Raw genomic sequence first — 21,395 nt, forward strand, 5'->3', positions numbered from 1 at the left:
AAAGCGCCCGAGCGCTAGGCCCGGGCGAAAGCATGCATGTCAGTGGCGCAGTCCAAGACGCTCCACCAGGGAACGATAGCGGTTGATATCCACCTTCTTGAGGTAATCCAGCAACCGGCGACGATGGCCAACCATGAGCAGCAGGCCGCGACGCGAATGATGGTCGTGCTGATGCTGCTTGAGGTGCTCGGTCAGGTCGGAGATGCGCTTGCTCAGCAGAGCCACCTGGACCTCGGGGGAACCGGTGTCACCCTCGTGGGTCGCGTATTCCTTGACGATTGCCTGCTTCTGCTCACTCGTAAGAGCCACGGCTCCTCCTCTTGCATTCTTCCGTTACGCGGTGCACCAGCCCTATGCTGAAGCGCTCTCGATCCGCGGGCGAAACACGCCAAAAGTCCATTATACACATTTTGCGGACCAAGCGAACAGTGACGGAATCAACAAAGTGGAGGAAAGCGCAGCGAAAATTGGATTGGCGCCAATGAGAAATGAGTCACTTCACTCCGATGTAGCGAAAATGTCGCACTGTGTTGCACGAACCGACTGTGTTTTTCCGTGTAGTCCTACCATAGGTTGTTAAAGAAGTTGAAGGAATGTAACTTCATTCATCCACCAAAGAGGGCACCTAATGAAACAATCCGAGCAGAACTCCATCGAATCAGGAAATACCATTCTTCCTTTGGGATCCGTGGTAAAAACCAGAAGAGACCCGGGTACCCTGCTGGTTATCATCGCCCGCGCTCCGTTGACAGTCATGCATGGAACAACGGGTTACTTTGACTATGGTGCCGTACAATTCCCGTATGGCATGACTGATCCGGCCAAGATCGTTTTCTTCAACAGCCAAGACGTGACGGAAATAGTGTTCATGGGATATATCAACGCCGAGGAACGATCCTATGAACGAAGGTTTGATGAAGTCACCAAATCAACCTCCTACCCCCACCTTCATCTCTGATTCAGTCACCGGTCACATAGGACATACTCGATAAAAAGGATAGAGGGGAGAAGACCAAAAACGACCTTGACGGATGCGTTAATGAAGCAACCGCCTAGGCTATGCAACTGAGCACGTTGAACCGCTCTTTCATGGTCGGCGATTTTCTTTCTGGCGGTTTTGAATCATTGAGCGGCATTGCTGATCCCTTCGGCACATACTGACAACAGGCAGCTACCCAAGATGCTATGGCTCATGGCCTGATCACTGCCTCTGGTGGTGTTATCGGTGCTGCAGTAGGAGCCGCCCGTGGAACAGGTACGATTGTAGGAGCTGGAATTGGTTTAGTCGTAGGATACCTCGGTGCAGTAGCCGGCAACACTTTTACGACAATTCCGTCAATCGCAGGAACGGAGATGACATGTGGGGCCACATTAAGGACAATCTATGGTAGCTTTCCCGCTGTCTCCTGCATTGCCATGTGCGCGGCTCGGATTGAAATCAGGAATGATATCAGGGGATGCATACTGATGCTGTACCTATTGATAGATGTCCTATTAGGCTCTCCGGCGATACTGGTCTGGTTGTTTGTGTTGATGTCGTTCAATGCGTGGAGGTCGAGGCGGCTGATGGACCACGTCCTGGCGCCCTACCTCCTGGCGCGGGGCCTGTGCCTGCAGACCTTCCAGGGGCATGTGTGGCGGCGGCGCGGCAGGATCGGCCGGCCCCGGCCCGGGCAGGTCCTGCCCCTGGGCTCGCTGGTCGTCCTGGCCGACGGGCCTGCCACCGTATCCGGGGCCTACAGAGGCACCGGATGGTTCGACGGTCTGGGAGAGGACGGGCTAGTGGTCCGCCTGGTCGGCCAGTATGTGCAGCCACCCGAACAGACCACCGGGTCATCCGGTCCATGGTACGCGGGCAGGATCTGCTCCGTGGGCGGCCTTGCCTGCGGACCCGGCGTAGTTCCCGGGGGCGACGCCCCCCTGCCCGAGGTCGGCGTCGGCCACACCCCCGACCCCGACCTGGTCATCTTCACCCAGGACCAGGTCAGCCTTCTGGCCTGGAAGGGACCCGACAACCCCGTCACCAGGCTCCTGCGCGCCCGCCAGGTCCGTGCCCTCGCCCGCGACCACCGGCGGGAGGACCAGGTTCGCCGCCGGGCACGGCCGACACCGAGCTGGCACGCCAGCCGCCCCGCATGGTGGCGCTACGAAGCCATCGGCTTCCTGCCCGACCGGTTCACCCGCGTCTACTGGGACCGCGTCCGCAACCAGCCCGTTAAGGCCCCCATGCGCTACCGGACCCCGGAAGCCAGGGAATACAACAGAAGACACTACTCTGTCCCCTTATCCATCGTCGCGCTGATCGTCATCATCTTCATATCCGCCTTAAAAATAGCCCGCGCATGGCACCGCTACGAACCGTACCATCCACTCCAGGGCGGCGATGTCCTCCTGGGCATGCCCCGACGGACCACAGCGATCGTCAGCTGCGTCCTAGGCCTCGCCATCGGCGTCGGCGCATGGGTTTGGGCCACCCACCGGCAATTCCCCCAACACCAAATGACCCCGGCCAGCAGCCGCGAACTCCAAATCGCCCTCGACAACTACTGGATCGGCATGCGATACATCACAGGAACTACCATCCCCTACACCATGCATGTCCTCGGCTACAGCGTTTACATCCTGGTGCCGCTCATGTTCCTCACTGATTTCTTCACCCTTCCCGAATGGGTCCATACCCTCATGGGCTGGCCCTTGGTCGCTCTGTTTGTGACCTGCGGGAGCCTAATCATCATAGATACCTCCTACGCCGAGCGGATAGCCAAACGCCTGGATCGGGAATTAGCCGAGTAAAGCCCATATGCATCAGCCCCCTCCCCCGCGGTCAATTGCGCTTTGGTCTTACGTTCGCACCTCTTGACAGCGTGCGGACAGGAATCAACCCAAAACCACAACTGACAGTTACCGACACCCATCGTGCAGCATATTCTGGTAAATTCAGCGATCCTATGATTCATGCCGCGGTGATGAGGCCTCCGAAGAGGACGATGGCGATGGCAATCAGTTCAATGATGAAGAACATGGACAGTGCCGACCAGCTGTGAGTCAGCGTGTTCCAGGGGGAATCCTTGCGCACGCAGACCAGGATGGCCACAAAAATAACGGCAAAGACGGCCACGCCCAGCCCGGCCGCGATGATGCCCAAGTTGGCCGCGTTGGCCAGGATGGCCTGATGCTGGTAGACCACAAAGGTGCTGTACCAGAAGTTCATCTTGAGCAGACAGAGGCCGGCGATCAGCTGTTCGGCAGCCAGGCCCAGCACGAAGACCACCCGCCAGAACCAGGAGGACGACTCGATGATGGACATGCCGATGCCCATAAAGGTCAGCACAGTCACGGTCCAGGCAATCAGGGCAATGCCGCGCGGATCCAGAACCGAGGCATAGTGGAGCACGCCCTGCGTATGGTTGATGGCCAGCGAGCGCCCATATCCATAAGGAATGACGATGGCCAGGAGGATCGCCAGCGCAAAGACCACCCAGCGGACCGGGCGGGCACGGCGCTGCTCGATCTCAGCCAGAGAGTATTCAGAGTCCGGAATGGTCGCCTCAGGATGAGCCGAAACCTTGTTCACTGCGGTCGCCTCATCCGGATGCGGTTGCACGACTGCGGAATCCGTTGCATCGCTTCTGCCGGATTCCGCGCCATCCGCATCGTCGAATTGCTCCATCGGCGACCACACCTCCAAGTCCGCTGCTCGTGGACACATCGCCTACAAGCTTATACCGGGCGGCGCACCCGCGCCCAGGAATGCAAAAGGTCAATTCGCAGGCACTCGGCATCCAGGCAATGGCAGATAAATGGAGTCATCCTGAAAGCGACACAGCCCACCCACCCAGAAGCGGGGAACACCTGATTTCGGCGATCAAAAATGCTGCAGACCTAGACTCATCCCCCACGCATCCGATGAGCACCCGGGCCGCGTCTTCTGACCAGCCGATCATGCTCATCTGAAAACCATGACGATCCGTGTTCAAACACCCTGCTAGTCATCTACCGCTAGTCATATACAAAGCAGACAAAACCCTCAATCAGGGCACACCAATGCGATTACTCCGGCTGGAGAGAATCAAACACTCATGTACGGACTATGAAGCGGTTATGGATTCTCCCCGGCACTCTAATAGCGACTCTTTTGCCGATTGCAGCGGCATATGGGAGCTTGGTGGATGAATCAGTCGAACTGCCTGATGCCGATGACATCACGGAAACTCACATACTCGTCACCGGGACCGCAGCCTGTACCGTAATTTGTACCGTAGTATACGCGATCCGACTGGATCATTCTCCTATCCTCATCATCCAACGAATCCCAGACCCGGCGCTCGGCTTCATCCATTTTCTCGGTGATGGGATGCCTAGACGCATAACTGTCGATCAGATCCTGAGGGATGTTGTCATGAGTGGTACAGGCCTTATCCTTGGTTGCCATTTCTCTCATGAAATCCTCATCCATGGTTATTCATCTCCTCTCATCTTTGCGAATCTGCAGGGCATCCATCCGATGTCCCACAGGATCATCCCCGCGCCTGCTGGGGACACAGAGCATTCTCATTTTTGGCCGAACAGACGGCTGGACCATCCCCAGAGAATCAAACACTCATGTACGAACTATGAAGCGGTTATGGACTCTCCCCCAGCGCTCCAGTGGCGATTCTCTTGCTGATTACAACAGCATACAGGAATCCGGGGATGAATCAGTCGAACTGCCTGATGCCGAGGACATCGTAGAAACTCACCTTGGTGTCGCCGCCGAAGCCAGCACCATAGTTTGTCCCATAGTATGTACGATCCGACTGGATCATTCGCCTGTCCTCATCATCCAGCGAATCCCAGACTCTGCGCTCTGCATCATCCATGTCATCAGTAATGGGATACTTCGAAGTATAGTCATCAATCCTCTTCTGGGGAATATGGTCATAAGTGCTACAGGCCTTATCCTTGGTTGCCATTTTTCTCATGAAATCCTCGTCCACAGCCATTCATCTCCTCTCATCTTTGCGAACATGAGTGCATCCATCCGATTTCCCTGCAGGATTGTCCCCACGGATGCCAAGGGGCACTTTCCTACTGCCGCACCAGCCACACCGCCAATGGGATTATCCCCGCATATGCAGGGAGCGCACAGCATTCTCGTCCTTGGCCGAATAGACAGCCGGATCATCTCCAGAGAATCAAACAATCCTCTTCAAACCATACTCATGTTCAAACCATGAAGTGGTTATGGATTCTTCGCCGACACTCCTAATAGTGATTCTTTTACTGATTGAAACAGTATGTCGGAGCCCGGGAATGAACTAGTCGAATCGCCTTATACCGATAACTTCATAGAAATTCACCTCTGCTTTGCCGCCGCCGCAGCCTGTACCGTAGTATATGCGATCCTATTGGATCATTCTCCTGTCCGCATCATCCAGCGAATCCCAGACCAGGCGTTCGGTTTCACCCATTTCTCGATGAGGGGACGTCTCGACGGATAGCCATCGATCAGATCCTCATGAATGTTGTCATGACAGGTACAGGCACAATCCCTGGATGCCCTTTCTCTCATGAAATCCTCAAGTATTTTCTGATCGCCTCCTCTCATATTGGTGAACCGGAGGGCATCCATTAGATGTTCTTTAAGATCATCCCCGAGGATGCAGGGAACACGCTCGATGTGGTCGAGCAGCAACTTCTCCGTCAGGATCATCCCCGCAGATGCAGGGAGCACGCGGACGTGTTGAGTCCCATCTCGTTTGACCCGGGATCATCCCCGCGGATACGGGGAGCACGAAAACGAGAACGCCCGTCTGACTTGTGAAGCCGGATCATCCCCGCAGATGCGGGGAGCACGACGTCTTGCTTTCCTTGCTTTGCTTGCCGGCAGGATCATCCCCGCAGATGCGGGGAGCACGATGGCCTCATATTACGGGGATATTCCCGACGAGGATCATCCCCGCAGATGCGGGGAGCACCCCGCGCCCTTGACATCCATCGCATCCTCCGTGGGATCATCCCCGCAGATGCGGGGAGCACTAGCCGCTGGTGGCGATGCCGCTGACCGGCAGCGGATCATCCCCGCAGATACGGGGAGCACACCGGGCTGACCTCGCCCCTCGAATCCTGCATGGGATCATCCCCGCAGATGCGGGGAGCACATCTACAGGCAAGCCGACGACTCAATCCGGTGCGGATCATCCCCGCAGATGCGGGGAGCACCGCAGGATCCTTGATCCGGTTCGTCTCAAGACGGGATCATCCCCGCAGATGCGGGGAGCACCGAAGCCTGGACCAGGGCACGGCCGACCGGCCAGGATCATCCCCGCAGATGCGGGGAGCACCCAGGCTCCGCCTGCTCGCCCGGCCGGTGCAAGGGATCATCCCCGCAGATGCGGGGAGCACGAATTGAACTTCAGCCCGAATACGCCAGTTGAGGGATCATCCCCGCAGATGCGGGGAGCACGATAGCGTGTTTCGCGGATGAATGTCGGAAAAAGGATCATCCCCGCAGATGCGGGGAGCACCATACCCCTTGCATCCAGGCTGAACAAAGACAAGGATCATCCCCTCAGATGCGGGGAGCACTAATTCAGACCGTAATTCTCATTCTGCTTGTCGGGATCATCCCCGCAGATGCGGGGAGCACAGGTAGGCGGACACGTTCAGGTTCCCTTCGGCGGGATCATCCCCGCAGATGCGGGGAGCACCAGTCGCAGGCCGCAAGGAAGGGACGCGGCAAGGGATCATCCCCGCAGATGCGGGGAGCACACGGTCCAATCGGAAGCTACCCCATCAGATTCAGGATCATCCCCGCAGATGCGGGGAGCACACTGGCAAGAAGGTTCCCGGACTCGCAAAGCAGGGATCATCCCCGCAGATGCGGGGAGCACGTTCGGCTGTCAGGCCGGTCTGGGTCGGGGCGGGGATCATCCCCGCAGATGCGGGGAGCACCATGTCTGCTCGTCGGCTTGAGTCCCAGTCGAAGGATCATCCCCGCAGATGCGGGGAGCACCATAGCTTACACATGTTTTAGGGATACTACACAGGATCATCCCCGCAGATGCGGGGAGCACTCCCTGGCGTCCTTGAGCTTCTTCTTGACCTCGGGATCATCCCCGCAGATGCGGGGAGCACCATGGATGTGAGCCGCCTGCTCACCCGCAGGGGGGGGGGGATCATCCCCGCAGATGCGGGGAGCACAGAGTAAGGGGCCTGAACAGCCGTTTCATGTCCGGATCATCCCCGCAGATGCGGGGAGCACGCTGGAGGCCAACAAGCAGTCGGGCAGCCAGTAGGATCATCCCCGCAGATGCGGGGAGCACTCGCCCTTGGGTCCTGCCGGCCCTTTAAGCGTAGGATCATCCCCGCAGATGCGGGGAGCACAGGTCGGCCCCCTGCTCCCATGCGGCGATGGCGGGATCATCCCCGCAGATGCGGGGAGCACAGGTGTCCCATAGTGCCAGGTCTACGGGCATAGGGATCATCCCCGCAGATGCGGGGAGCACTTGACGCAGAGGGACTACTTCAGCAGCTGGCGCGGATCATCCCCGCAGATGCGGGGAGCACTCCACAGCCCGTCAAGGGTGATGAGAGACAAAGGGATCATCCCCGCAGATGCGGGGAGCACTACCGCGGCAGACCACGCAGCCCACCGCCGCCGGATCATCCCCGCAGATGCGGGGAGCACCTTATGGACCCTGCCATCGGCGTGCGCATGTGGGGATCATCCCCGCAGATGCGGGGAGCACCCGGATGTGAGCGGGGTGTTTGCTTATCTGGGAGGATCATCCCCGCAGATACGGGGAGCACGTCAGCAGGGTAGGTTTCCAAAGGCACGTCGTAGGATCATCCCCGCAGATGCGGGGAGCACGACGCGTTGTCCAGCTGGGCTCTGAGCCTCTGAGGATCATCCCCGCAGATGCGGGGAGCACAGACACTTGCACCAGTACACCCCTACTACATGAGGATCATCCCCGCAGATGCGGGGAGCACTGGCTCCTCTGGTATATTGCCCAATTGACGGCCGGATCATCCCCGCAGATGCGGGGAGCACAGGGTCTCCATGGCTGCGTTGGCATAGCCCTCGGGATCATCCCCGCAGATGCGGGGAGCACCGGTTGCTGACCGGCAGGCCCAAGCGGAACCCGGGATCATCCCCGCAGATGCGGGGAGCACATGTTCATAAAGTCTATGATCTGCTGTTCCGCAGGATCATCCCCGCAGATGCGGGGAGCACGTATCCTCTGCTGTCTTCACATCCGGCGTATCAGGATCATCCCCGCAGATGCGGGGAGCACCCAGCTAAAGCCGGTCGTGCAGTCGGTATCAGGGGATCATCCCCGCAGATGCGGGGAGCACCTTGATCAGGGAGGTCTCCACAGCCCCGCCGAAGGATCATCCCCGCAGATGCGGGGAGCACAATCCGCACGAAATAAGTAACGTCAGACGACAAGGATCATCCCCGCAGATGCGGGGAGCACGAGCGATAAGGGCAAGATCAAGGTTTTCAGTGTGGATCATCCCCGCAGATGCGGGGAGCACTTGGGCGGCATCGTCCAGAGCTCTGAAAACTGGGGATCATCCCCGCAGATGCGGGGAGCACGGGGCACGGGCCGGGACTTGCCGGACTTGGGGGGGATCATCCCCGCAGATGCGGGGAGCACTCTTTTTGAAGTTTTGTAATGCTTTCCAGATTAGGATCATCCCCGCAGATGCGGGGAGCACTTGATGTACTTGTCGATGAAGTTGCGCTCGAAGGGATCATCCCCGCAGATGCGGGGAGCACCACATGGCTGGCCTGGTTGCCTTTCAGGCCGAAGGATCATCCCCGCAGATGCGGGGAGCACCTTGTCGCAGATGAGCAGCCCGTCCAGATCCCAGGATCATCCCCGCAGATGCGGGGAGCACGATGTCCGACATCGGCTGGATGGATCGGGCTAGGGATCATCCCCGCAGATGCGGGGAGCACAGCGTTCCCGTGCGGGTCGTAATTTTTATGAAAGGATCATCCCCGCAGATGCGGGGAGCACGATGAGCCGCTCGTGCGCATCCCGCTTCCGTCGGGATCATCCCCGCAGATGCGGGGAGCACGCGAGCGCCAAATTTGACGTGCTCGATGCGCCGGGATCATCCCCGCAGATGCGGGGAGCACTTATTTTGAGAAGCGTTTTGGGCAGAAGATCCAGGATCATCCCCGCAGATGCGGGGAGCACCTGCTGGTGAACCTGCGGCAGGACGAGGCGCATGGATCATCCCCGCAGATGCGGGGAGCACCTATCCTAGCGTTGGTGTCGTCGAATCTCGCACGGATCATCCCCGCAGATGCGGGGAGCACCTGGTGCATAGGGAGGCCATCGGCGTGAACCCGGGATCATCCCCGCAGATGCGGGGAGCACCCTTTGACCACTGCGCCGCTGTCCATGACGGCCGGATCATCCCCGCAGATGCGGGGAGCACAATTCATCTCTAAGAATGCTTGAATACATGCCGGGATCATCCCCGCAGATGCGGGGAGCACTGTGTTCCCTCTTGTGCCCTATCCCTGATCCAGGGATCATCCCCGCAGATGCGGGGAGCACGATACGACCTGTACGATATCACCGCGCGTCACGGGATCATCCCCGCAGATGCGGGGAGCACTCTCTGCTTTTGAATGCACTCGGTTTCCCCAAGGGATCATCCCCGCAGATGCGGGGAGCACCCCTACCGGGAGACTACGAACAATGTGTGGACAGGATCATCCCCGCAGATGCGGGGAGCACGGGTCTTCTTTGCTTTGCGGATCATCTTCAATGGGATCATCCCCGCAGATGCGGGGAGCACTCGGAGTCTGAGGCGGGGATGTAGGAGGGGTGGGGATCATCCCCGCAGATGCGGGGAGCACGTAACAATAAAGCCCCGGCGCAATTCCGGGGCTGGATCATCCCCGCAGATGCGGGGAGCACCCTTGGCCATACTGCTGGCATAGCCGTTTGAAGGGATCATCCCCGCAGATGCGGGGAGCACGGGCTTGTAGACCCGTTTAAAAGCGTTGGCGTAGGATCATCCCCGCAGATGCGGGGAGCACGCCGGCAAGAAAGGCGGGCCCGGCAGCGGACCAGGATCATCCCCGCAGATGCGGGGAGCACTTATACCGCGTGCTCGGCTTGATCGGGAGCGTGGGATCATCCCCGCAGATGCGGGGAGCACGCGTCCCCATACCACCAGTTGACGTCCACGGCGGGATCATCCCCGCAGATGCGGGGAGCACCGCGTCCGGCTTGAGGTCCAAGGGCAGCCTATAGGATCATCCCCGCAGATGCGGGGAGCACTGGAAAATGTTCGCCCAGCCTCGAACCTCACGGGGATCATCCCCGCAGATGCGGGGAGCACGGGCTGAAGTCCAAATTTGTTACGAACCCAGGGGGATCATCCCCGCAGATGCGGGGAGCACGCGGCAATCTGAATTTGTTGAAGGAACGGCCTGGGATCATCCCCGCAGATGCGGGGAGCACATCATATGGTTCAGGCGGACCGAACGGCAGAAAGGATCATCCCCGCAGATGCGGGGAGCACTTTACTTTTTGTTTATAGCGCTGTATTTACTAAGGATCATCCCCGCAGATGCGGGGAGCACTGGTATAATACACGATTCACGCCACACAAGACGGGATCATCCCCGCAGATGCGGGGAGCACACTTCTGCAAACGAATTTGAAAATCGGGCTTGCGGATCATCCCCGCAGATGCGGGGAGCACCGTGGGCCACGGGAGTGGCGATGCCGATCACGGGGATCATCCCCGCAGATGCGGGGAGCACTGGTCTCCTCTGTGGTGTCTTCATCTGCCATGGGGATCATCCCCGCAGATGCGGGGAGCACGTGACCCGATCGCGGAGTACTGGCGCGGAGAAAGGATCATCCCCGCAGATGCGGGGAGCACTATGCGGATGGTGTCTCGCCCCATGGGTGACTAGGATCATCCCCGCAGATGCGGGGAGCACACAGGCATGTGCCGAAATCATGGATAAAGTCTGGGATCATCCCCGCAGATGCGGGGAGCACGTTGCCGAACTTATCTCATACATGGTAATCAAGGGATCATCCCCGCAGATGCGGGGAGCACTTCATTCTTTGTATATGATGTTCCGCTGTCGGCGGATCATCCCCGCAGATGCGGGGAGCACGACCCGTCAACTGTTGCGCTAACATGTCCAAAATGGATCATCCCCGCAGATGCGGGGAGCACACTTAGAAATCCTTGCAATCCCAACAATATAATAGACAAGATCTCTAATTTTTAATGAGTTTGCATTTCAAACCCTCTCTATTTCCGTCTCAGCCGCTGCAATTCAGACCATCTACACTGAGCTCCTTAGCCATGCACTCACCCAGTAATCAGCGCTCAGCACTCATCGGTAAAGCTCATCTGAAAAGTACACAGGTCCGGTTGCGCTCAGCTGGAACGCGAGCGACGGAACCTTGCCGCACGTCTGTACTTGCTGGCATTGCTCCAACCAGTCCGACGGTATCGGTTTCCACCACCTGCAGATCTGCCATCGCCACCATCAGCAGGCTTCTCCATAAGAGCCAATCCTTCACAGTCAACTGGGTTCCAATCCGAGCGATGCACCTTGAAACTCAGATGCTGCTCATTGCGGGCTGAATAGACCATAATGGCCTTTCCGGTTCGGATTTGCCTTGTGATGCGTTCCCAAAGCCGGTCCCGGACCCTAGCGGTGACATGACCAACGAAAACTCCAGAAGCTATCTCTAGGAGCCATCGGGTCAAATCCCCGCGCAGACCCACCGGGCATGCCGTCAAAACGACGACCACCATCAGCTCATCTCCTCCTCTTCACCTGCATAGGATCTCCCGGCTGGGACGCCGCCGACCTTCTCATCCCAGAACTCCAAGGTCCCACCATCTTCATCGGAAGAGGAAGAAACAGGTGCCCCAAGCAGCCGTGGAATATCGCGAGCCATCCGTCGCATGAGCGAGAGGTCATAGACAGCATCACGCATGGCATGCCGGGTAGCCGACCCGATGTCATCAGGTTGCTTTGCAGCAGTTTTAAAAGCTACAGGAATCGATATCTCGGCCTTGTACAGATCTGCCACGTCATAGACAAAGGAACGCTCATGGCCTACATGGACGAAACCCAAACCTGGCGAACATCCAAGCGCTACGATCACCGAGTGAGCGATTCCGTACAAGCAGGTATGAGCAGCTGACAGAGCCTTGTTGATCTCATTGCCGGCATCGAAATCCTCATGATCATAGGTTCGCTTATCCCAAGCTACGCCAGTCAGTTCCGACCAGTGACGGTAGACCTGTCGAACTCGGGCACCTTCACGCCCACGCAGCTGCTGCATGGTACAAGAGCTGACATCTTCGTTAAGGAAGCGCATCTGATACATGGCCCTCGCCACAGCCAAACGCTTACGGGTGTTGGATACCAAAGCCGCCTGCCTTTGTAGGAGGTCAGCCGAGTGCGTCAGAGGACGGCCAAACGCGTACATCCTCACACCGCGCTCCCCCACCCATACCACGCTGGCACCGTTGTCACCGATAACCACCATGGCTTGATGACTGACGGTGGTACCGGGACCCAGCATGAGCACACCTAGATTGGCGGCAGGCAGCCGTATAGTCCCGGTATCTCTGGTGACCGCTATGGCATTGTCCTCGCGGGTGATAACGCAGTGCTCGAAATAAGCGAACGAAAGCCTATCCTCGGCCCGCACCAGATCACCCAATTCAGGAGGGGGACTGCCGGGAATCTCAGTTCTCCCGGCAGAACCTTTGGACTGGTCCCTAGTCATCGGATCGGAGCCACCGTCAACAACCCGCAGCCGAAGCTCTTGGCCCTGCCGATGCCCTGCCTTAGGCAACGTTGAAAAGCTTGCGCATCGGTGACACGGAGCTGTCCATCAAACTGGGCTGTAACCAAGGTGACTTTGCTGCCTCCATGGTCGAACTGCTCCTTGCGGCGCTGGGAAACAAGGCAGGACGGCCCATGGCTCTCATCCGAGCTGCCCAGGAGGACAAACCCGTTGCGTTCACTGTGCTTCTCCAGCCAAGATAACTGATAATCCGCAGTGACATGACCCATCACCTTGCCGACTACTGCATGATTGGACCGCCGCCCCTTGTCGACATAGACCTGTCTGGCAGGATTGGCCCGGAGCCTGAAGGCCCACTCCTGTCCCTTGGCTATATGCGTGATCAAGGGCTCGTAGTCCTTCACCTCCCACTCAGCATGGGTCGGCCAACCAGCCTGCTCAACGATATGGGTGAAGTCAGGACGCTCGGGACTCACCACATAGAGCCAGGTCGAATCTCCGTCACGGGAGAAATCCAATCGCCACAGGATGCGTCCTCCATCGCCACTGCGTACAGCACCCGGGGGGAAGGACTTCTCCACGGCGGCATGAAGCCGGTAAGGCGAGGCAATCAGTTGCTTGGCCGCATACCGCGCAGTATTCAGCGGCATTCTGGATATATACATGCTTGCCTCCTAGAAGAACGACATGGGATCATGATCCGGAACGGCTTTAGTCCGCCGCTCGTCAGGACCGGGACCATCCGGGTTGGGGATTCTGTATCGGCTAACCGTCCTAACCGCATAACGGCGAGCAGCACCGAAACTCAGCGGAGCATCTGCCTGAGAAGAGACAATCCCGTTGTCTTCGTCCTTGGCGCAGTCCGCATCACAGACCACCTCCAGTCGACAGCCCTGATGGCGCCTCTTGTACCAAGAAGCAGCCATCCAAGGATGGGTGCGCAGAGCCTGATCCACACAGTCCTCCTGGACCAACCCAAGCGTGACCGGGTAATCCGGCGGGCAAGCACGGCGACCCAAATATAATGGCCACCGGGGATGACGCAGAGCCTGATCCAGACCTTCCAGAAGCGCAGAATCAGCACCTAAAGCCACCAGGAATTTTGCATCGGATAGGTAGTACCGTGTGGTCAATGGCATGGCTTTGACATTGGCACCATGCTCTGTTTGCATGTCATTGACCAAGATGCCCGGTTGATCGATGCGGACACCGAAGCTGAGATGCAGCAGGTCCTCAATGTCGTCACCGCGTTGGCGCCCTTGCGCCGAAGCAAGCAGGCCAATCACCGCGCTCTTGGTAGGCTCCCGTTGCGTGGTTCGAATCGTAAAACGCGAGGAGCTCCCCCAGGACTGCAAAGGCCCCGACAATCGCAACAGCAGTATGCTCATGGTTACTCCTGCTGACCCAGCACGCGCATAGTCTCAGCATCCACCTTGCTGGTCAGATCCTTGAGACCAACGGACTCAGCTACCGGAGCCAAGTCCTGCGCTGACAAATCTGTGCTGATCGCCCAAGCATGTACTGGCTGCTCATCATAGGCATCCTGAATCCTGCGCAACTCCTCAACCAACCTGCGGCCAGCAACTTGTGAAATAGGCTGGTCATCCTCAGCCACAACAGGACGCTCGAAGGCTTCCACGGCATTAATAGGCTGGCTGTCGCGGAAGGCCACGATACAGGTTTCGGGCAGAGTCCTGTTGGCATAGGAATTCTGCTTGCCGGTCGGCATGGACCGGATGAAAGCTTCCACAAAGACCGAAGCCACTCTTGCCGTAGCCTCCGCATTGCCGATCTGCCCCTGCAGCGCATCCAAGTTCACGGTCGCGTAGCGATACAGTGTGGATGAGTTGAAGCCGACAGAGTCGATCATGGCTGCACCGGCGTTGTCCGCTGCCGTAAAGTCATCAGCGGCGGTGAAATAGTCATACTCGGGCTTGATGGCATCCACGGAGATGGCGTGGGCCACCTGAGCGCTGGCATCCGTATTCAAGTCAGGGGCGTCAGCCAGCATACGGCCGAATAGGGCGATGTCGACCGCCTGCTCACCGTGGAAGACCGCCGATACCTCCTTCTTCATAGCCGAATCCGGAGCCTTGGCCAGATCCTTTCCCTGATCCATCCATTCCAGTGCAATAGCAGCCAGCTTGCCGATTTCGGTGTTACCGATGAAAATCAGATACTGAGTGACCGGCTTGCCACTGGCTTCTCCTGCACGAGTGGAAGCGACGACCTTAACACCGGTGGCCTGCAAGACCATGGAAGCGTAGCTCTCAGCCTGGTCCGCCGATTCAGGCCGTTGGTCGACCATAGCCTGCACGATCAGCTCGACTGCATTCTTTGTCCGCACCCCCAAGTGCTTCTTGTCCAGCAAGGACTTGAAAGTCTCGCGCATGGCCCGCTTCCAGGCCTGGCTGGAGACTCGCGAGCGCAAGACACCACCATACTGAGCGGTCTTAGGATTACCTGTCTCGTCCCGATTGATGTTGCTCGGAGGGACGTTCTGAACTGCGTAAATATCCATGAACATGGCATATTCTCCTTAATATTTATTTTTTGAAAAATCGATGTTCTTGTATCTTTGTATCTGGCCAATGACGAATCAGTCGAGGCGACTGTCATCATCAACCGGTCTGCTACACCTCAGCTGTTCTATTGGTCTTCCTCGCCCTCTTTCGCCTCCACGGCCTTGCGCACGGTGTAATACTGCCGAGCCCAACGGTGAAAGACAGAGGCCCTCCAACCAGGTAGCTGCAGAAGATAAAGATCCTGGGCGAAAGCCTGATAGTCCAACTGCACATCCTGATTCCTCATCATCCTTATCAACGAATACAGCTGATGCCGGATGCCATCGAAATCAGGAACATCCTCCATGATTTGCAGTCTTCGAAGAACCGGGGTGGCCTTAGAACCGTCCTGATTGGCGTCAATCACGCGGCATGCGTGGCCGAAACTGTAGCGGGAGCGCTCGGATCGCGCCAGCTGCTTAGCTTCTGTGTTATTCCCTGTACTCTTATGTTCAGGCATCCAGGCCATACCTTGAGATTTCGACTGCTGATGAAGCGCATACATCTGCAGGGCAGTGGCAATAGCGCGTGTTTCCGTGACGATATTGGGGTCATTGTCGAGCGCCGGGTTTCCCAGAGTATCCTGCGGCCAATCCTCATATAAATCAAACCCGACATTCATCCACCGCACTCTGCCATCGTCAATGCCGCGGCGCAGCAGAGCCAGATGAGCCCTGGCCACACTGCTGACCTGAACCGTGTATGCATACTGCAATTTCCCGATCCGATAGTTGGCGTACCGCCCGACGGTCTGTTTGCGGTCGTCGACCGACAAGCCATGATTGTTTACCATGGTGGCTGCAGTCATCATTGAACCTCCTTTTCATTCACGGTCTCACCCTCACGCGAGGGAAGAGGACCTAGATATTTATTCAATTGGCTTAGGAATCTATCGAAGATTGGCTCAGCAGATCGAGCGCCATTGGCCTTGGGCAGGAAAGACGGCGCCGGAGACTGATCGCGGTACTCACCGGCTATGCCGATCAGATCCCGATGAATGGCCTGGAACCAGTCATTCCGGTAACGTTCGACGTCTTCTGAAGGACCGAACTCCGCAATCCGCTGTCTGAACAGCTGATCCAGGGAAGCATATGCACGTTCCTTGACGCGGGCTACTGCAGCATAGAAGCGGTCCTTCTGCGCTTTATCGCCTGCGGATTGGTTTAATTGGGCAACCATGGAGTCCAATGCCTTGACGGAATCCTCAGTACGCTCAACAACCTGAACCACCACATCCACGGCAGCGGCATCCAAATGAAGCAGTTGAAGGTTTGCGTCGAGCGAATCATCAATAGCATCCGAAAAGAAACTGTTCTGCGGACCATAGATCATGCTCTGGGTATGGATGCGAGCCATCTGCATCACTTTTCCGAACCCGGCTTCATCCTGATTCCAATTCAGTAGAGTCTCAACCCACCGAATAACACCAGGACGGGTGTCGTCAGTCTGACATGCACCGTTGCTTCCCGCACTGATCAAAGGCTGCAGCTGCCGCCAGATGGCCTTGTCGGAAGTGAATGTGACTGGCATGCGAGGAGCCGTCGGCAGTCCCAGTTTCTTTCGTAGGTTCTCGCTGCCGTAACGCCATGCCGTCATGGGTTCATAAGCGTCCATGTTGTCGGCGCTGATGACATCGCCGTAGCAGACGATGATACCGACCACACGGGAACCCGAACTATCGGGCACCAGCTTCACCCTGCGTGATTGCAGAGTGAGCATATCCACAATGCCCGTAGGCTGATAGTCAGGATTCATGTCAGGACCGGCCGGCTCACGCTCCCAGGGCGCCAAATCACCAGGCTTGCCGAACCAGATATCATCATCCCCACGGCCTCGAGGATTGAGCAAGCACCAGTTGAGCATCAGGGTGGAGAACAAGTTGTCCTGTTCCAAATAAACGTTGCCCAGAGCACCCAACCAGCCGGTTCCCACCTTGGACTTGGGCGGATAAACCTTATTGTTCCGCACATGGGTCTCTCCGTCCACCGGCGATTTGATGCCTGCAGGGTCATAGGCCTGAAGAAAGACCAGCCATCGGGCTGCCTCAGGCAAGGTAAGCGAGTCCAGGTCGTTCTTGGCGCGCATGGAGAAGAGAAACTTCTTGGGCTTAGGCACGTCAGCTTGAAGTTCTCCAATGCTGTCATACTCTTTATCCTCGGACGAATAGGTCAATCCGGGCGTCTGATAAAACGGATGCTCAGCATCGAACAAATCAAACCGGTCGTGATAGCGCTCAAGGTAGTCATCAATTACTTGAGGGTCAAACTGCCCGGTCTGCCAGAGCGTCCACCACAGCTGCAGCAAGGCCGTCGGATTATCATCCCCGATCATTGGGCGATACCGCTGAGCGTATGCCTGGTAGAGCACAGCTTCGGCCATCCTCAATGTGGGCAAGGTCTGTTGAGGCATGTCACTGGAAATCTCATGGATTCGATGCGCCTCAACCAAAAGGTTACGCAAGGAAACCAGGCCGACGCGTCCTTCTAAGTAGGTAACCCTGATCCAAGGCTGCTCCAAGAGATTGAACGACGGCCGACCTCCGCCGGTCGCTCCAACATCATTCATTATCATTGTCCTTTCTGCTTGTTCGGTTATTCATCAGTGAAAAATGTCTGCAAATAGCAAGACGCCACAAAGCTCAGCTCTTTTCGCCCTTGTCAGCTTTCACGCAAGTCAGCCCACCCTCACGGGTGTATCCGATAAGGAAACCATGCACAGTGGTAACGAATCTTCGGCAATCCGAATTGGATTCCTCCTCATCCAAAACCAGCGGCAAACAGCCATCCAACCAAGGAGATTGATGCCAGGCATCAACACAGTCACTTGCCCGGAGCTCCAGTTCGTTGATCAGAGGATCAATGTCATAACAGATACGATCCGGCAGATTTACCGCACAACGCAGCACCACTTGCGCTAGCCTGTTCTCGGGTTCGGCTTTTGTGGGCACAGGAGCCCCGCAGGGTACCGTATCGCCTCCGATCCAGGGCAGAAGCGCATACTCATCCCTGCACCGGCGCAGAAGCACCACCTCCACCGAATCTTGAGTATCTCTGACGGCCTGTCTGGCTTTGGCTTCCGACCTGGCATCCACAGTACTTGTAAATAGGTCCACCAAGGTGTGAGACTGGCGCAGCAGACGGGCTGAATCTTTCATCAAATAGACTTGGGCCTTGTCGATCTCTTCCGTATCCTTTTCGGCACGCTTGTGTGCATCCAGCCGATACCGTCCTCGCCAGGCTTTGGGTATTAGCAGTGAAACTGCATCAGCGTCGTAAGCCGTGCGGACCAGTGGAGCTATATCATCAGGAAGTTGCAGCAAACGATGGGCACTATCACCTCGCAGACAAAGCACAGCAAGAGCTTCAAGCAGGGATGCCGACGGATAGACGCTGTCTATATAGTCAGGAAATACTGGACCATCCGTACCCCAGGAGGCTATGCCCCGCAAGTAACAGGTCGCATTCCGCAAACCAGCTGGGCGATCGCTCTCACCTTGTCCACGGCGATGTCGATGTAGACGACCCATACGTTGTAGCAACAGATCGACCGGAGCTATATCGGTGACCATAAGGTCGAAATCAATATCCAGGGACTGCTCCAGAACCTGTGTGCCCACGACAATCAACCGTTGAGGACGTCCACCATTGGCTAGAGTTGCATCCGGTCCAAGGCGTTCTCGAAGTTCTCGTTCATTATCCATACGATCCAGGTCGATGAAGCGTGAATGTGTCAGTCTGACCTGTTCCGCGCCAAATACATTGGTCAAAGCTGCAGCAGTTTGCTGAGCACGGTCTACGGTGTCGCAGATCACAGCGGCGCAGCCACCTTCAGCCAGCCGCTCTTGCAGCAAGTCTGATAGATGTTCAAGATCGTCGTCGATGACTTGACAATCAATGTCCACCGCACGACCCGACGGCTGCACCGAGCTAGTCCGGCAGGTCGTTCCAGACGTGTAAGTAATCAGCGGATAAGCATGCAGGTTGTCAGAGTCATTCGCCTCTTGAGAGGGCTGCTTGTCACCGGACTGTGAAGACGCAAGGGCTTTATCAGTACGTTGCTTTGAGTAGCAATCAGTAAATGCTTCCATGCTTGCAAAACGACGCGGTGCAACTTCGGCGGGTTGCCCCATCTGACTGTCCGATCCGCCAAGCACCGAGGCATACCCTTTAATATAAGCGTCTACCAGCTCACGCCGCAGCGATGCAGGCAGGGTTGCCGACAGCAGGATAACTGGGTTGTGGAATCCTCCCAGCCATTCCAAGGTTCGCTTTAAGTATTCACGCATGTAGGTGTCATAAGCGTGGCATTCATCAATGATGACGACTTTGTTGGCCAGCGCCAGTTGACGCAGACTGACGTGCTTCATCTGCAGAGCAGCCATGAGCACCTGATCGATAGTACAGACCAGGAAATTAGCCAACACTCCTTTCTTTCTGCCTCGCAGCCAGTCGTTCGCAACTGCCTCTGGATAGGCCGCCTTTTGCGCACCAGAGCCTTGAGGGACATCCTCATCGAAGACTGATGATGTGACCGAACCCTTAGCTGAAGCCACCATTGACATGAATTCCCTGTTGAGAGCGGCTTTGCCATGTCTAAGAGAAGTGGATTTCTCAGAGCGTCCCTCAGGCTGAGGCAATCTATCGATCCAGCTCTTGCAACGCGAAAACATGGCATCGGTGGTAGCCATTGTTGGCAGGGCTACGCAGACTCCTCCCCTACCTGTTCGTTCCGCCAGAATTTCCGCACAGGCCAGGGCTACTTCAGTCTTGCCTTCGCCCATGGGCGCTTCAATGACCATAATGCCCGGGTCCGGGGTCGTTTCTACTAGATGTACAGCCTGCTCCTGGACTGGCCTGGGCTTCGCGCCCGCCGGCAGATCGAACCTAGAAGCGAAACGCTCCCCTATACTGATCTGTTCACGAATCGGCTGCCACTTCGGAGACAGGCCGAGGTTACGCCATCCGCGCTCCTGTCGAGCCCTAAGACCTGCTCTTGTACGTACTGAATTCATTCGGTTCCAGGTCTGCTCGTCATAAATCGGGGGGTTGAGCGGCACCAAGGGAAAAAGATCGTCGTCGCTGTTGCTGGCAATCCAGTCGGCCATAATGACCAGCCCCTCCAACACCGATTCGGCGTATATGTTCAGCCGCTTCCCACTCAATCGAGCGAAGTCATCGTCATTGAGTTCACACTGTTGGGCCACGAATTCAATTAATTCGCGCTGGGCTTTAGTCCAGTCCTCATAACCACGAGCGGTACCCATGCGCACATCCATATCGGACTTGCTCAGGGCCTGACGGGTAGGAGGCTGACCATGATGCCCTCCAACAATACAAGCATAGGATTCGGCCACTGGCTTGCTCCAATGCTGTACCTGAGTCAGGTAAGACTCCAGAATCCGTTGGCCCGCTATAGGATGCGTAGGGTAATTCGTATCCGTAATTGGAACATCAGGGAACCGCAGACCAGCCTGCTTGGGCTTCCATTGCAAGGAAAGGTTCTGCATCCCTAGTGCATGCGTCAGCGGCTTGCTTTGGAAAACCGGGGTTGCCTTGCCGATATCATGGACACCGGTGATAAACATGCAGACTTTGCGAGCCAGCTCCGGATCACCAACATCGCGGATGATGATCTCTCGAGTACCCCTAGGCACCCAGTCGCGCCATAAATACCCAGCCACTGCAGCGGAATCACTCAGATGCGTGAAATCTCCCTGCCAATCATTCTCGTCATGCAGATTTGTTTTGCCCCACAGGGACATGGCTTTAGCGCCCAGACCTAAGTCTGTTGGTATCACTCCGTTCATTGTTCCCCCGTTCTCAACTCAGCAACCCTGTTAATTGGACAACTTCGTTGTAACAATTTTTAAGCATAGCACAGAGAACTAGAAATTACCAAATTTATAATTTCATAATGCCACAAGTTACTTTATTAGCCCTGACTATTCAGGGAACACATAAAATCCTAATGACACAAGGGATCATCCCCACCCACGCGGGGAACACACCTCAAGAAGAGGCTGTAT

General features: G+C 56.8%; 14 protein-coding genes and 1 CRISPR repeat array. Of the genes, 2 read left to right on the forward strand and 12 right to left on the reverse strand.

Translation table 11 applies throughout. The features are described from left to right. Positions 1–39: 39 nt before the first annotated feature. Positions 40–309: a 30S ribosomal protein S15 gene (gene rpsO, locus QRX41_RS02010; protein ID WP_024626835.1), complete on the reverse strand. Its 270-nt coding sequence runs from the start codon at positions 307–309 to the stop codon at positions 40–42. Between the two features lie 319 nt (positions 310–628). Here rpsO and QRX41_RS02015 point away from each other — a divergent pair, with 319 nt between their 5' ends. Continuing rightward, a complete protein-coding gene (locus tag QRX41_RS02015; RefSeq protein WP_313838350.1) occupies positions 629–958 on the forward strand; it encodes a DUF4176 domain-containing protein in 330 nt (109 codons plus the stop codon). 608 nt (positions 959–1,566) lie between these two features. Further along, on the forward strand, positions 1,567–2,793 hold the full coding sequence (locus QRX41_RS02020) for a hypothetical protein (RefSeq protein ID WP_313838351.1): 1,227 nt from the start codon (positions 1,567–1,569) through the stop codon (positions 2,791–2,793). 160 nt (positions 2,794–2,953) lie between these two features. Here QRX41_RS02020 and QRX41_RS02025 read toward each other — a convergent pair whose 3' ends face one another. From QRX41_RS02025 to cas3, 11 genes are all read right to left on the reverse strand, one after another. Continuing rightward, the gene (locus QRX41_RS02025; RefSeq protein WP_082067729.1) at positions 2,954–3,670 is read right to left on the reverse strand and encodes a hypothetical protein; all 717 of its coding nucleotides are present in this window, start codon (positions 3,668–3,670) and stop codon (positions 2,954–2,956) included. Positions 3,671–4,174: 504 nt separating this feature from the next. Next, positions 4,175–4,441 carry a hypothetical protein gene (locus QRX41_RS02030; protein ID WP_229131898.1) on the reverse strand — a complete coding sequence of 89 codons (267 nt, stop codon included), beginning with the start codon at positions 4,439–4,441 and terminating at the stop codon, positions 4,175–4,177. Between the two features lie 256 nt (positions 4,442–4,697). Continuing rightward, positions 4,698–4,982 (reverse strand): hypothetical protein, encoded by a 285-nt coding sequence (locus QRX41_RS02035; RefSeq protein WP_024626840.1) that lies wholly within the window; start codon positions 4,980–4,982, stop codon positions 4,698–4,700. Positions 4,983–5,624: 642 nt separating this feature from the next. Continuing rightward, positions 5,625–11,208: direct repeats of the CRISPR family, unit length 28 nt; unit sequence GGATCATCCCCGCAGATGCGGGGAGCAC. Positions 11,209–11,415: 207 nt separating this feature from the next. Continuing rightward, on the reverse strand, positions 11,416–11,799 hold the full coding sequence (gene cas2e / locus QRX41_RS02040; protein WP_313838355.1) for a type I-E CRISPR-associated endoribonuclease Cas2e: 384 nt from the start codon (positions 11,797–11,799) through the stop codon (positions 11,416–11,418). Continuing rightward, entirely contained in the window at positions 11,799–12,785 is a 987-nt protein-coding gene (gene cas1e, locus QRX41_RS02045; RefSeq protein WP_313838357.1) for a type I-E CRISPR-associated endonuclease Cas1e, read from the reverse strand. Before cas1e ends, cas2e begins: the two co-directional genes overlap by 1 nt. After that, entirely contained in the window at positions 12,782–13,471 is a 690-nt protein-coding gene (gene cas6e, locus QRX41_RS02050; protein WP_313838359.1) for a type I-E CRISPR-associated protein Cas6/Cse3/CasE, read from the reverse strand. Before cas6e ends, cas1e begins: the two co-directional genes overlap by 4 nt. Positions 13,472–13,480: 9 nt before the next feature. Further along, positions 13,481–14,194, reverse strand: a complete 714-nt coding sequence (gene cas5e / locus QRX41_RS02055; RefSeq protein WP_313838361.1) for a type I-E CRISPR-associated protein Cas5/CasD — start codon at positions 14,192–14,194, stop codon at positions 13,481–13,483. 2 nt (positions 14,195–14,196) lie between these two features. Continuing rightward, entirely contained in the window at positions 14,197–15,327 is a 1,131-nt protein-coding gene (gene cas7e, locus QRX41_RS02060; protein WP_313838363.1) for a type I-E CRISPR-associated protein Cas7/Cse4/CasC, read from the reverse strand. A 128-nt stretch (positions 15,328–15,455) separates the two neighbouring features. After that, positions 15,456–16,181: a type I-E CRISPR-associated protein Cse2/CasB gene (casB, locus tag QRX41_RS02065; RefSeq protein ID WP_313838364.1), complete on the reverse strand. Its 726-nt coding sequence runs from the start codon at positions 16,179–16,181 to the stop codon at positions 15,456–15,458. Then, positions 16,178–17,935: a type I-E CRISPR-associated protein Cse1/CasA gene (gene casA, locus QRX41_RS02070; RefSeq protein ID WP_313838366.1), complete on the reverse strand. Its 1,758-nt coding sequence runs from the start codon at positions 17,933–17,935 to the stop codon at positions 16,178–16,180. Before casA ends, casB begins: the two co-directional genes overlap by 4 nt. A 73-nt stretch (positions 17,936–18,008) precedes the next feature. After that, on the reverse strand, positions 18,009–21,176 hold the full coding sequence (cas3, locus tag QRX41_RS02075) for a CRISPR-associated helicase Cas3' (protein ID WP_313838368.1): 3,168 nt from the start codon (positions 21,174–21,176) through the stop codon (positions 18,009–18,011). Positions 21,177–21,395: the final 219 nt, after the last annotated feature.

The sequence above is a fragment of the Bifidobacterium kimbladii genome, from assembly GCF_032193675.1.
Lineage (GTDB): Bacteria > Actinomycetota > Actinomycetes > Actinomycetales > Bifidobacteriaceae > Bombiscardovia > Bombiscardovia kimbladii.

Bases quoted from the DNA above. Each gene is read 5' to 3' on its own strand.
- casB (WP_313838364.1), bottom strand. From the start codon at position 16,181: ATGATGACTGCAGCCACCATGGTAAACAATCATGGCTTGTCGGTCGAC.
- cas2e (WP_313838355.1), bottom strand. From the start codon at position 11,799: ATGGTGGTCGTCGTTTTGACGGCATGCCCGGTGGGTCTGCGCGGGGAT.
- cas5e (WP_313838361.1), bottom strand. From the start codon at position 14,194: ATGAGCATACTGCTGTTGCGATTGTCGGGGCCTTTGCAGTCCTGGGGG.
- QRX41_RS02020 (WP_313838351.1), top strand. From the start codon at position 1,567: ATGGACCACGTCCTGGCGCCCTACCTCCTGGCGCGGGGCCTGTGCCTG.
- QRX41_RS02035 (WP_024626840.1), bottom strand. From the start codon at position 4,982: ATGGCTGTGGACGAGGATTTCATGAGAAAAATGGCAACCAAGGATAAG.
- cas1e (WP_313838357.1), bottom strand. From the start codon at position 12,785: ATGACTAGGGACCAGTCCAAAGGTTCTGCCGGGAGAACTGAGATTCCC.
- QRX41_RS02015 (WP_313838350.1), top strand. From the start codon at position 629: ATGAAACAATCCGAGCAGAACTCCATCGAATCAGGAAATACCATTCTT.
- casA (WP_313838366.1), bottom strand. From the start codon at position 17,935: ATGAATGATGTTGGAGCGACCGGCGGAGGTCGGCCGTCGTTCAATCTC.
- cas6e (WP_313838359.1), bottom strand. From the start codon at position 13,471: ATGTATATATCCAGAATGCCGCTGAATACTGCGCGGTATGCGGCCAAG.
- cas7e (WP_313838363.1), bottom strand. From the start codon at position 15,327: ATGGATATTTACGCAGTTCAGAACGTCCCTCCGAGCAACATCAATCGG.
- cas3 (WP_313838368.1), bottom strand. From the start codon at position 21,176: ATGAACGGAGTGATACCAACAGACTTAGGTCTGGGCGCTAAAGCCATG.
- QRX41_RS02025 (WP_082067729.1), bottom strand. From the start codon at position 3,670: ATGGAGCAATTCGACGATGCGGATGGCGCGGAATCCGGCAGAAGCGAT.
- QRX41_RS02030 (WP_229131898.1), bottom strand. From the start codon at position 4,441: ATGAGAGAAATGGCAACCAAGGATAAGGCCTGTACCACTCATGACAAC.